Annotated in this window: 16 protein-coding genes; 2 read left to right on the forward strand and 14 right to left on the reverse strand. The window is 41.3% G+C overall.

Annotation, left to right across the window (positions count from 1 at the left end; translation table 11 throughout):
• Positions 1–37 precede the first annotated feature (37 nt).
• The 12 genes from QUF78_RS17775 to QUF78_RS17830 form a co-directional block, all read right to left on the reverse strand.
• Positions 38–631: a SpoIIIAH-like family protein gene (locus QUF78_RS17775; protein WP_289325705.1), complete on the reverse strand. Its 594-nt coding sequence runs from the start codon at positions 629–631 to the stop codon at positions 38–40.
• A 14-nt stretch (positions 632–645) separates the two neighbouring features.
• The gene (spoIIIAG, locus tag QUF78_RS17780) at positions 646–1,314 is read right to left on the reverse strand and encodes a stage III sporulation protein AG (protein ID WP_289325706.1); all 669 of its coding nucleotides are present in this window, start codon (positions 1,312–1,314) and stop codon (positions 646–648) included.
• Positions 1,315–1,321: 7 nt separating this feature from the next.
• Positions 1,322–1,930, reverse strand: a complete 609-nt coding sequence (gene spoIIIAF / locus QUF78_RS17785) for a stage III sporulation protein AF (protein ID WP_289325707.1) — start codon at positions 1,928–1,930, stop codon at positions 1,322–1,324.
• 16 nt (positions 1,931–1,946) lie between these two features.
• Positions 1,947–3,155, reverse strand: a complete 1,209-nt coding sequence (gene spoIIIAE / locus QUF78_RS17790; protein WP_289325708.1) for a stage III sporulation protein AE — start codon at positions 3,153–3,155, stop codon at positions 1,947–1,949.
• 33 nt (positions 3,156–3,188) lie between these two features.
• A complete protein-coding gene (spoIIIAD, locus tag QUF78_RS17795; protein WP_289318337.1) occupies positions 3,189–3,578 on the reverse strand; it encodes a stage III sporulation protein AD in 390 nt (129 codons plus the stop codon).
• A gap of 14 nt (positions 3,579–3,592) precedes the next feature.
• Entirely contained in the window at positions 3,593–3,796 is a 204-nt protein-coding gene (gene spoIIIAC / locus QUF78_RS17800) for a stage III sporulation protein AC (protein ID WP_034308319.1), read from the reverse strand.
• A 21-nt stretch (positions 3,797–3,817) separates the two neighbouring features.
• Entirely contained in the window at positions 3,818–4,333 is a 516-nt protein-coding gene (gene spoIIIAB, locus QUF78_RS17805; protein WP_289315700.1) for a stage III sporulation protein SpoIIIAB, read from the reverse strand.
• Positions 4,326–5,258, reverse strand: coding sequence for a stage III sporulation protein AA (gene spoIIIAA / locus QUF78_RS17810; RefSeq protein WP_289325709.1), 933 nt, complete (start codon positions 5,256–5,258; stop codon positions 4,326–4,328). The genes spoIIIAB and spoIIIAA overlap by 8 nt, the downstream gene beginning before the upstream one ends.
• Positions 5,259–5,993: 735 nt before the next feature.
• Positions 5,994–6,551 carry an elongation factor P gene (gene efp, locus QUF78_RS17815; RefSeq protein ID WP_034308328.1) on the reverse strand — a complete coding sequence of 186 codons (558 nt, stop codon included), beginning with the start codon at positions 6,549–6,551 and terminating at the stop codon, positions 5,994–5,996.
• Between the two features lie 26 nt (positions 6,552–6,577).
• Positions 6,578–7,639 carry a M24 family metallopeptidase gene (locus tag QUF78_RS17820; RefSeq protein WP_289315698.1) on the reverse strand — a complete coding sequence of 354 codons (1,062 nt, stop codon included), beginning with the start codon at positions 7,637–7,639 and terminating at the stop codon, positions 6,578–6,580.
• Positions 7,640–8,086 carry a type II 3-dehydroquinate dehydratase gene (aroQ, locus tag QUF78_RS17825; RefSeq protein WP_289315697.1) on the reverse strand — a complete coding sequence of 149 codons (447 nt, stop codon included), beginning with the start codon at positions 8,084–8,086 and terminating at the stop codon, positions 7,640–7,642.
• Positions 8,087–8,180: 94 nt separating this feature from the next.
• Positions 8,181–8,690, reverse strand: a complete 510-nt coding sequence (locus QUF78_RS17830) for a YqhR family membrane protein (RefSeq protein WP_289325710.1) — start codon at positions 8,688–8,690, stop codon at positions 8,181–8,183.
• Between the two features lie 334 nt (positions 8,691–9,024).
• Here QUF78_RS17830 and QUF78_RS17835 point away from each other — a divergent pair, with 334 nt between their 5' ends.
• Positions 9,025–9,978: a DUF1385 domain-containing protein gene (locus tag QUF78_RS17835; RefSeq protein WP_289325711.1), complete on the forward strand. Its 954-nt coding sequence runs from the start codon at positions 9,025–9,027 to the stop codon at positions 9,976–9,978.
• Between the two features lie 137 nt (positions 9,979–10,115).
• Positions 10,116–10,490 carry an SA1362 family protein gene (locus QUF78_RS17840; protein ID WP_061464010.1) on the forward strand — a complete coding sequence of 125 codons (375 nt, stop codon included), beginning with the start codon at positions 10,116–10,118 and terminating at the stop codon, positions 10,488–10,490.
• A gap of 22 nt (positions 10,491–10,512) precedes the next feature.
• On the opposite strand, the gene QUF78_RS17845 is transcribed toward QUF78_RS17840, so the two are convergent.
• Complete coding sequence (locus QUF78_RS17845) at positions 10,513–11,394, reverse strand: patatin-like phospholipase family protein (RefSeq protein WP_289325712.1); 882 nt, start codon at positions 11,392–11,394, stop codon at positions 10,513–10,515.
• Between the two features lie 84 nt (positions 11,395–11,478).
• Positions 11,479–12,504, reverse strand: a complete 1,026-nt coding sequence (gene splB / locus QUF78_RS17850; protein WP_289315693.1) for a spore photoproduct lyase — start codon at positions 12,502–12,504, stop codon at positions 11,479–11,481.
• Between the last annotated feature and the right edge of the window lie 53 nt (positions 12,505–12,557).

Consider the following 12,557-nt stretch of genomic DNA (forward strand, 5'->3'; position numbering starts at 1 on the left):
AACTGTTGTGTATCAGCCCTTATTTCTGTATCTGAGATTACTTTTCCGGTTGGAAATCTACCACTACATTTTGTGCATCGCTGACTTCTTTCCTTACGAGGCGGATAATGTTATTGGCCTCTGTTTTCGTTTGTTTATCGGCCTTGACACTCACCTTTACATCCGTTCCGTCCACCCGGACCAGTGCGGCATTGTAATCCATGGCTACAATTAAGTTTTCGATGATATTTTCTTTTACTTTCGTTTCACTTAATTGCTCGATTTTCGCATAAGCCTCATCTCGTTCTTCAGCGGATAGATCTGTATTGCCCATCTTTGCAGTCAATTCTTCATTCAGCTTAGCCCGTTCATCTTCAATCTGCATCCTTAACGATTCGAACTCGTCCCCTGATGCAATGGTTACAGAAGAACCTTCTGTATTTTTGGACGTTTCTTTTTCACTTTTATTTTCCCCTTTGGTATCCGCTTTGCTATCTGTTTTACTTTCTGTTTTATTTTCTGCCTGTTCCATTTCTTCAGTTGCCGTCATATCGGCAGCATTTTCCTCAGGAGCTGTTAAATAATAGACTGAAAGTACAACGACCAGACTTAGCATAGTCAATAACCAAACGGTTTGTTTTTTTAATAACATGTAGATTTTCCCCCTTATTTTTTAGGCATGACAGAAACCCTGTGACTCGGTACATCAAGTGAACGTGTGACAGCCTCGATGATCCACTTCTTTATTTGGATGTTTTCAGCCCCTTTAGCGACTACCAGGACGCCTCGTACACTAGGTTTTTTCGTTTCCGAAATGATCGGCCCTTCTTTTTCACCGCTTTTGACCAAAACGAGCTGTTCATCAACCGATGTGTCTTCGACCGTCCTTTTGCCGCCTTCCTGGTCGGTTTCTTCTGTGACTTGTTTTTGGGTGACTTTGTTTCTTTCATATACTTTTTTCTCGGATGCATCCACGTAGATTACGACTTTTACATCCTGGACGCCTGCGATGGATTCAAGCGCTTCCTTCATTTCATTCTGAAGATATATTTCATAGTCTTTTGTCGTCTTGAATTCGGATTTCTTCTGGCCGAATGTTTCAACATCCCCTTCGTCATCTTGTTTATCATTATTGAATACCGTCTTCACTTCAGGTGTTTGTCCCGTCTGGTTGGTGGTTAACAAATTCCCGGCCATCATAATTCCCGCTCCCAAAAGGACAACTATTAGAGCATAGACATACAGGGAAGGTTTTTTTTCCTTAGGCTCTTTTTGGTCAGGGTCTTTATTTAATAGTTTTTGCAGCCAGGATAATGGACCTTTGTCTTTGTTCAATACTCAGTCACTTCCTTTCCCCGGCGATTTCAATGATCTCTTCATCAACGGACCAACTTGTTGCCAGAAACCTTTTGACAGCATCCAGATTGGCATCATTCGGAGTGGAAGGTCTATCTGCATTGATATCAACCTTCGCTACTGCCTCTATCTCCGAGTCTTCTTTCCCCTCTGCCTTTTCCAATGATATGGTTATGTTTTGCAAATCATCAACGCCCGGCTTTTCCTCATTCTTGACTCCTACATCAATTGAACTAATCTTCATGTTATAATCCGCCATCAACTCCTCTTCCACTTCTGTCTGTAATTGGACAGCCATTTGTTCTAAAATATATGCACCCTGTGCTGCTTGTATTTCTTTTTTCTTCATTTCTGTCAAATTTCCTAAATCTTTTTTTTTCTGATCTTCAAATTCACTTGTAGCCGCAGAGAGGATTTCGTCGAAATCCTTATTGAATAATCCCAATATAGGAGTGATGATGATCGCAATCAGTAAAAGTCCGATTACCATTTTGGCATACTTCTGTAAAGCCGAATTCGGTAGAAGCATATCGATCACAGTAGCCAGCAATACAAATATGATGATGTTGGATACCCAGCCAGCTAAAAAACTCACCAAGCCCTCCTCCTTTCTAACGAACCATCAATGTAATGTTTCCAGAGGCGATAATTACTGTGATACTTAAAAAAAACATGAGTGAGACAATGGCCAATGCTGCGAAAATATAAATCATGCTTTTACTTATAATGTCAAGGCACTTTATTACAGGCCCCCCGCCCAGCGGCTGCAAAAGACTCGCTGCCAATTTATAGACAAAAGAAATCATCAAGATTTTTATGGCGGGAAATGTGGTTATGAGCAAGAGAATAATGACGCCTGACAAGCCAACTGTATTTTTCAGAAGAACGGAGGCACTGATGACCGTATCCGTTGCATCTGTAAACATGCGCCCTATTACCGGTATAAAGTTACCTGTCACGAATTTGGCCGTTCTGATCGTCACTCCGTCAGCTACAGCGGAGGATGCTCCCTGAACGGATATGACGCCAAGGAATATGGTCATGAATGCTCCAAGGATTCCGATGGCAAAATTACGGAGAAGCTGTGCCAGCTGTGTCACTTTATAATGTTCGGTCAGCGTGCTGACGATGCTTAAAATCGCTGCAAAGAATAATAACGGAAGGACGACAAACTGGATCAAGATACCGCTTGTATTCATCAAAAACATTAATACCGGGTGAAAGAAAGCTGCTGATACAAGTCCGCCTGAAGCGGCTATTAAGGCCAAGAGTAAAGGGATGAGCGCCATTAAAAAGGAAATCATCAAATCTATCGTATCTTTTGTATATTCAATCGCCACATGAAAACTGTTAAGTGCCAAAATGATCAGCACCATATAAACGATTGCATAAGCGACTTTACTTACGGAGCTTTGTTCAAACGCATTTTGCAAAGACTGCAGGAACATGCTGAAAACTGTTAATAAAATGAGTGATCCCAGCAGCTTTCCATTCACGAGCAGTTCATGAAAAATGAATTTTGTAATCCCCTTTATCCATTGCTCAAAGGAGAATTTCTTATCACCGCTTACAAAATCCATGAAGCTCCCTTTCTGGCTTTCCGGTAAGAATCCTCCATATTCCGTTACAATGTCATCCCAATATTGTTTGAGTTCATCGACACCGAGCCTTTCTATTTGGGCTTGTACCAGTTCCGACTGCATGATCGGCTCTTGATCGATTTCACCACTTTCAGGATCTTCGGCAGCTTGTCCAATAGATGTATGCAAAAAAAAGAGTAAAACGAATAGAATGGATAAGTAAGGCATCCGCTGCTTCATACATTCACCTCATTGACTAGTAGAAGTAATCCGTTAACTTGGGAGCATCTGTAAAATCGTTTCGATGATGACCGTCAAAATCGGAATCGCCATGGCAAGAATCAAGATTTTTCCGCTCAATTCTATTTTGGAAGCGAGCGATCCTTGCCCTGCATCTTTTGTAATTTGAGAAGCGAATTCGGCAATATAGGCAATTCCGATTATTTTTAGGATGGTCTCCAGATACACGGTATTTACATTCGCATTCACAGCAATTTTTTCTAACATCAAAATAATTTCGTATATCTTATCCGCTAGAAAAAGAAATATGGAGCAGCCTACAAAAACGACAAGCAGGAATGCGAAATTTGGTTTTTGCTCTTTGACGACTAGGGCCAAAAAGGTGGCAACTAGGGCAATGCCCACGATTTTTATGATTTCAATCGTGAATCCCTCCCTTACTGAAATAGGAATACAGATTTAATTTTTTGAAATAAATCCTCTACTACAGAAGCGACCATGAATAAAATATAGATAAATCCGAAAAGTGTGACCCACTGGGCATATTCCTTCTTCCCAACCTGATCGAGTATCGTGTGAAGAAATGCCACAACAAGCCCTACACCAGCTATTTTAAATATGATGTCCACATCAATGCCCATTTTCATTCCCCCCACATATTCCTACATCAGCAAGATGATCAATAATAGACCTGATAAAAAACCAAGACTTTTCATCATTTTTTCATATTTTCCCTGTCGGTCGAGTGCATCGCTCTCTTCCCGTTCCAAGTGTGCCATCGTCAGCATGATTTGCTTTTGCTGATGATATTTATCGCTTTTTCCAAGCGTCTCCCCAAACTGTGAAAGAATCTCGAATTCTCCCTGTTTTAAAGCAAGGGATTGCCATATTTTCTTCAAACTATCATCCCATGCTTCTTTGACGGTGGTCTCACCTGATTCGAGTCGATTTGCAAAGGTATCGAAAAAGATGGATAAAGGTTTGGGCATCTGCTTAGAAAGTTTCCTTGCGGCTTCTTTCAAAGGTGTGTGACCATACATGATTTCTGCTTCAAGTGATTGCATGGCGACTTTTAGCTGCCTCAGTTGGCGGGGCCTCATACTTAATTTTTTCGCAGCTTCGAAACCTGCCCATGTCGTTGCAATGATAATGATCGCTGCTCCAATTAACTTAAACATGCGGGTTCACACTTTCTCCCAAGAAAATGGGAACCCCCGCTGCATCAAGGACTTTGTAGCCCCTCTTTCCGGATTTACTTCTCTGTAATTCTATAAAACGTTCAAAGATGTTTTGCTGTAATATTTCTGTGATGAAAGGCCGCTTCTTAACTTCAGCCAGTGTATGGCCATGCGTAGTTATCATGAGTTTAATACCTGCATTCACAGCTTCCAGCACAGCCTGTGTATCCTCCGCGCGGCCTATTTCATCCACGATCAATACATCAGGGGACATCGAACGGATCATCATCATCATCCCTTCCGCTTTGGGACATCCATCGAGCACATCCACCCTTGTTCCAAATTCGAGCTGCGGCACTCCATGAACACACCCGGCAATTTCTGAGCGCTCGTCCACTATTCCCACCTTTTGAGGGGGAATGCCCCGTTTTTCATCTCCACTGGATATCATTCTTGCGATATCACGTAATACCGTCGTTTTTCCTGTTTGCGGAGCACCAATCAACATCGTATGTTGCCATTCCCCATTATATAAATAAGAAGTGAGCGGTTCAGCAGCACCTATTTTTTCACGTGCAATCCGAATATTGAATGAGGAAATGTCCCTGATCGCTTTGACCGCCCCATTTTCCAGGATAACCTTGCCAGCAAGACCCACCCGATGTCCACCCGCTATAGTTATATATCCTCGTTTTAATTCTTCCTCAAGTGTATATAACGAAAATTGACCTATCTGATTCAATAATTGATCTGCATCCGAATGGGTCACTTCATAGGAAAAGAAGAAAGGTTCCCCACCTACAATGACTTCAAGCGGCCTTCCAACCCGAATCCGCAGCTCTTCCATCTTTTCGATCATCATCGGTGTCATACCCCGGAGTTGCTCGTATAATTTTTTCGGTAAAAAAGAAAGAATCGTTTCCATTTTGACAATCCTCCTGTATACACCACTTTCAATAAAATATATGCCGACCACCCCACAATGATGACAGGCTATTAAAGAAACCGGCCATTTATTGATTTTTTTATTACTTCCTGGATCTAAAAAAGACCAAAAAAAAGACCGAGAAATTAATCTCGGTCTACAGTCTTTTTATTAAAAAAAGTTGCAGTTGATTTCAGAAATCCGCTCCCTTTCCGCCGACTGTCTGCCAAGCCTCCTCGGCGCAAGCGCCTGTGGGGTCTCGGCTAGCCAGTTATTCGGCAGGAATGTCGCAGATTTCTTCTATCCAGTGAGGGGTCCACTCCATAAAAAAGGTAAAACATGAAGGATAACCAAGTCTTCTTATAAAATCATGGTTTGGGATTAGACCAAACAGACCCTCCAGACTGTAGACAAATTTGAAGAAAGCCAGTTGCCTACAGACTTTTTAAAATAGAAGGATGAAAACTTGAGGTGATGAGGATGCTTTTTAAACATGATCATGATTCTATTCAGCGAGATCACTTGAAATGATTACTACTTTAGACCAATTGGTGCCAGCGAAACATTTGGTTCGTAAAATGGGGATTTAAAGTACACAACAACAAATAAAGAGGGCTATCGTGAGTACAAATCATCCATATCCAATAAAAAATCAAAAAGGTTTCGGAATGAAACCATTCCGAAACCTTTTTGTCTACAAACGAAACCGAGAAATTCATCTCGGCCTTCTTTCATTTATGCGCGTGATACGTAAGAACCTTCATTTGTATTGATCAATAATTTGTCACCTTGGTTGATGAAGAATGGAACTTGAACCGAAAGGCCCGTCTCAAGTACCGCTGATTTCGTTCCGCCTGAAGATGTATCGCCTTTTATTCCTGGCTCAGTCTCCGCAACTTCAAGTTCTACTGTGTTTGGAAGCTCGACCCCAAGTGTTTCGGCTTGGAAAGTCATGATATGTACTTCCATATTTTCCTTAAGGAATTTCAGTTCACGTTCAATGCTTGAAGCTGGTAGCTCGATTTGGTCATACGTTTCGTTATCCATGAATACATGGCTATCTCCGCTTGCATAAAGGTACTGCATTTTGCGGTTTTCGATATGTGCTTTAGCAACTTTTTCACCAGCACGGAATGTTTTCTCCTGGATCGAACCTGTACGAAGATTACGAAGTTTAGAACGTACAAAAGCTGCACCTTTACCAGGTTTAACATGTTGGAACTCGATAACCTGCCAAATTCCATTATCTACTTCAATCGTAACACCCGTGCGAAAATCGTTTACAGAAATCATAAAATTGTCCTCCTACATGTACATGTTTACAGAATGATTAACTCTTTCGTTGAATGAGTAAGTGCTTCGTTACCTTCATTTGTAACGATTGTATCATCTTCAATCCGCACTCCACCTACCCCCGGTAAGTAAATCCCCGGCTCGACGGTTACGGCCATACCTGGTTCTAAAATGATATCAGACCTTAAGGATAATGCCGGACCTTCATGAACTTCCAGACCGATTCCATGTCCAGTCGAATGTCCAAAATACTGCCCGAATCCCTTTTCTTCAATTAAATTACGAGTTAGTGCATCCGCTTCCCTGCCCGTCATCCCAGGTTTAATCCCAGCCATTCCGCGCAGTTGCGCTTCTAAAACAATGTCATAAATGTTAATAAGTTCTTCACTTGGCTTGCCAACTGCCAATGTCCGAGTTATGTCAGACACATATCCGTTATAGTATGCTCCGTAATCCAATGTGACAAAATCGCCTTTTTCAATGATTTTATCCGTAGCCACTCCATGTGGAAGAGCGGATCTTACACCAGATGCTACGATAATATCAAAGGATGAGGAAGTTGCCCCCTGTTTCCTCATGAAGAATTCAAGTTCATTGGATACATCCAGTTCTGAAATCCCTGGACGCATGTAATCCAGAATATGTGTAAAGGCAGCATCAGCAATAGCAGCCGCTTCCTTTAATATCTTAATCTCTGATGAAGTCTTTATCAAGCGTAAATTCTCAATAACTCCAGACACCGGCAAAAGTTGTGCTTCAATGCCCGCTTCGTATGCCTTATATGTCGCAAAAGTCATATGCTCTTGCTCAAAGCCCAGTGTGCCGATATTCATCTCTTTTGCCTGCTTACCGACTTCTTCGATGATGGTTCCCTTATGTTGGACGATTTCATAGTCTGCAGCCTGCTTGCCCGCTTGTTCCACGTATCTGAAATCAGTGATGAATTTAGCTTCTTTTTGGGAAATCAGGACGACGCCTGCACTTCCCGTAAAATTGGTCATGTACCGGCGGTTATATGTACTGGTGATCAAAAAACCATCAATGCCCACCTTTTCCATTGAGGCTCTTAAGCGCATTAGTTTATTCATTTAATTTCTCCCCTTTGCAATCTTTGTGATCGCCTGCAACGCCAATTCATAACCGTGTATCCCCAAGCCGACAATCTGTCCCGCCGATACCGGCGCGGTCACTGATTCATGCCGAAAGCTTTCACGGGCATGTATGTTCGAAATATGCACTTCCACAACTGGAACATCAATTCCGGCAATTGCATCACGAATCGCATAGCTATAATGAGTAAAAGCTCCAGGATTAATGATAATCCCGTCGATCCCATGATCTTCTGACCAATGGAGCTTGTCGATAATCGCCCCTTCATGGTTAGATTGAAAAGAGGTAAATTCCACATTCAAGCCTTGAGCTTGCTGCAGCAATAGAGCTTCCACATCCGCAAGCGTCGAGGATCCATAATGTGCAGGTTCCCGCTTCCCCAAGCGATTTAAATTCGGACCATTGATTAGTAAGATTTTTGTCATCATCAACACCTGCTCATAATTAAAAGAATGCTTTCCATGAACATTCTATCATAATTACAAATTGTCTTACTACTTTTTTACAACCAAGAAGCAATCAACTTTCCTTTCGTTTCTCAGCGTTTTTTTGTTGACGTATATATTCCTGATGATCGTATGATATAGAATACCCTACAAAAAGACCGTATAAAATAAAAATGCAGACACTGGTTATAATCGTATTTGCCGACATTTTCGAAATGGTTGGCAAATCGGCGAACATCGGTTTCAGGACAAATACGAGCAACGCCCAGCAAACCACTCCCAAAAAAATACCCGAAAAAATACTCTTCATCCTTTTAAAAAGACCATAGTATATAAAAGCGATCCCCACGGATAGAATTCCGAACAAAAGTATGGTCATTACCGTACCAAGCCAGTGATCGATCCAAGTCATATTCGACCACGAAGTAAGTATGAATTTGGGGCTAAACCCCATAAAATTAACATAATGGGCGATGATTCCGGCAAAACTGGCTGCAGCCCCGCCAACAAAACCGATAGCTAGTACATTGTAGATCAAGCTTTGATTTTCCTGTTGAATTTGTCCATTTTCATTAGAAGACATATCAAACACCTCCGCTACGTAGTATGCCCTTTGTTAAATAGAACTATTTTTTTTTATTCTTAAGGAGGAGAATCACTAGAGGTTTTGGGATTTATTCTGTATGATTAAATCATAAATATTGTACTTTTTTCAGAGGAAAATACCTATCCTCTGTTGAAGTTTATAATGTACACAGGATACTAACTTCCTGTGAGTCAACATTCATAAAGTAATCGCAGGGATAAAGCCGCCATTCAATTTTGGAGGACCGCCTTTAAACCCTTGTGATGCTTGATAATAAACATGTTAGCACCCATGAGAGAGCTACGTGAATAACTATTAGGTTGGTGTAGAAATGTCTGAGGTCCAAAAACCCGTTTATGGAGGGCAGGCTGTTGTGGAAGGCGTCATGTTCGGGGGCAAACATCACACAGTAACTGCGGTACGCCGCAAAGATTCAACGATTGTATATTATCACCTGCCGCGAGAATCAAAACCTGTTGTCAACCAATTAAAAAGAGTGCCGTTTCTAAGGGGTATCGTATCACTGATTCAGTCAAGTGCCACCGGCTCGAAACATCTGAACTTTTCCACTGAACAGTATGAAGAAGAGGACGGGGAAAAGCAGGACGAAAAGAAAAAAGAAACGAAAGAATCTTCTAAATTAAGTGTATGGCTTGGAGTTGCCGTAATCGGTGTTCTTTCCTTCCTATTTGGAAAGCTGCTTTTCACTTTGATTCCAGTCTTTCTTGCCGAATTGACAAGACCCATCTTTAATGGCCATATTGCCCAGGTTTTAATGGAAAGCTTGTTCAAGTTGATATTATTGCTGGTATACATTTATGTAGTATCCATGACCCCATTGATCAAACGGGTCTTTCAGTATCACGGAGCAGAGCATAAGGTGATTAATTGCTTTGAAAGCGGAAAAGAATTGACCGTTGAAAATGTGCAGGCAAGTTCACGCCTTCATTATCGCTGTGGCAGTAGCTTTATTTTATTTACAGTCATTGTAGGTATGTTTGTCTATATGCTCGTTCCGACCGATCCATTATGGCTCCGTGTCGTGGATCGCGTTTTACTTATCCCCGTAGTGCTAGGCATAGCCTTCGAGGTATTGCAGTTGACCAACAAAGTAAGAGATATTCCCATCCTGCGTTACCTTGGCTACCCTGGCCTTTGGCTTCAGTTATTGACAACCAAAGCCCCTACCGACGATCAAGTCGAAGTCGCATTGGCGTCCTTCCACGAACTGTTAAAAATGGAAAAGAGAACTGAAAAAGATTTAGAATCGGATGTTATTGTGTAAAACATCTATACACATTTTGATTATGGAAAATCATATACTAACTTAAGGAATGATCTTCATTTATTTCAAATATTTTACATGAAGAATGTTTAAAATAAGCAAAAAATGCTTATGATGCTCTTAAGGAGGTGTCTTTGTTGAAACGTTTCATATCTTTCATGATATACGGAATCATCGCCCTCGGAGTCCTCGGACTAATGAGCCGACTATTTAATGACCCGATTGGCTTTTTTAGAAACATTCTCATAATAGCCATTGTCGCAGGGATTATTTATATGATTTATACCGGATTAACAAAGGGAAAACCAGTTAAAAAAGAGCAGCAAGCATTCCGAAAGGCTGCCCGCCAATCGAAAAAAAGACTAAAAAACCGAACTTCGAAAAAGGATAATGTGGCTAGCTTCTCTGCAGCAAAATCATCAAAAAAAATAAAAGTGAGAAAGAAAACGGATAGTCACTTAACCGTCATCGAGGGGAAAAAGAATAAAAAGAAAAATCGGGCTTCTTTTTAAGAGCCCGATTTTTTTATGATTATTAATATGTCCAATTCTTTAGGAATTCTTTAGTACACTGTCTGCCCTGATCCATCAATTCACCCTTTTTTTCATCATTCAGATTGAAATCCATTGCAGAAATTCCCTTCATCGGGATAAATACAATATTCTGGACGTGTTTCTTGGAAATATAACGTGCATCATGGGCATCTTTCATCGTTTTGAATAGTGCGGAGAACAATTCTAACGCATTATCCACCTTATGCGGTTTCCATATCTCATCGACACTTAGTCGCAAGCCTATGACCGGTCGTTCCTTCCTTACATGATCTGAATTGAATAACCACATTGGAAAATTGCTTAACACACCTCCATCAACAAAAAGGAACGTGCTTTTTCCGACATCAAGTTTTACTGGCTCAAAAAAATAGGGAATGCTACAACTCATTCTCACTGCCTTAGCCACTGGAAATGTGAGCGGATCAATTCCATAATTCGGTAACTCATCAGGCAGTACCACCAATTTCCCATTTGTAATGTCAGAGGTTATGATACGGAGAGACTCCGGTCGAACATCCTTAAAGGTAACTACATTCCTTTTGGCAAGTTTACCGGCAACCCAGGATTCCAAAGCGTCGCCTTTATAAAGGCCTAGTTTCCAGTAAATAAGGAGCCACTTAGCAAGCGGGATAGGCAATAGACCACGCCTTTTATCCAGCATGCCGCTTAAATCTATATCAAGAAAAAGCTCTTCCATTTCTTTACCTGTGTATCCAGCGGCTACGAAAGCTGCAATTATGGAACCAGCACTTGTACCCGCTGTCCTATGGAATACAAATCCTCGTTCCTCTAATTCCTGCAGGGCTCCAACTAAACCATATCCTTTAATCCCGCCTCCGGAAAAAACGCCGTCAATAATCATAGCTGCCCTCCCCTAATCCGGTCTTTACATTTTTAAGCAGGATTAGAGCGATTTATGACAGTTTTATATGAAAGATGGCCTTCTTCAGGTAAAATACTGAATTTCCGCTTTAGGGAAAAATTCCGCTATATACCCACGAATTGCCGTTTCCAGTTCTGCGGCTTCTTCGGTTTGGTAAACATATTTACCAATACCGTATCGGCCCCATTTATATTTACGCTTCGTTTCGTCCAGTTCCAATTTCGTTTTCGGGTAGTTTTTTTGAATCACTTTTTTGGCAGGGCCAGTAAACCGATGCTGGATTAATTCGAAAGTCAAGTCTGGGATATCCACGCCTTTTAACGCCTCACTTAACCGTTCGAATAATTCACGGTAGCCCTCTTTCCATGCTTCATGACGATATATTGGAGCTACGATAAAACCCAAGGGATATCCGGCACCTGCCACTTTTCGAGCCGCTTCCATTCTTTCTTCAAAGCTCGAAGTGCCGGGCTCGAAATTCTTTATCACGTAACGTGAATTTATACTGAACCTAAATCTAGTTTTTCCATTATGCTCAGCATCCAACAGGTGGTCGACATGATGAAATTTAGTTACGAACCTTAGGACCCCATATTCACTTTTCCCAAAATATTCTATAGCCCTTTTTAACGAATGTGTCAAATGATCAATTCCGACGATATCTGATGTACAGGCCGCCTCAAAACGTGTAATTTCAGGCTTTCGCTCATTGATATAATTTTCGGCAGCCTCGAAAATCTCCTCGAGATTCACGTATGTCCTAATATATGGCTTTGTTCCGAGTGTCGTCTGTAAATAACAATAATGACAATGCCCCATACACCCGGTTGCAAGAGGGATGGCATATTCAGCAGATGGCTTTGAAGAATCGAATTTCAATGTCTTTCTGATCCCTACCACAAGCGTGGACTTGGCGACACGATATTTTTGTAAATCATTTTCTCCAGGTAGATCCCTAATTTGGTTATGTGAGGTAGTCTCACGGATTTCAATGTTCAAATCCTCAAATTTTTTTTTCAATTCCCGCCCAAGCGGGTATTCCAGTGCCCTGGGCTCGATATATACTAACTGTGGCATAAATGGTTTCATTTCGTTCTCCGTTCTTTTCTGTATTTGTTCATACTTTCAATCGAACTACACAA

It is taken from the genome of Peribacillus sp. ACCC06369 (assembly GCF_030348945.1).
Taxonomy (GTDB): domain Bacteria; phylum Bacillota; class Bacilli; order Bacillales; family DSM-1321; genus Peribacillus.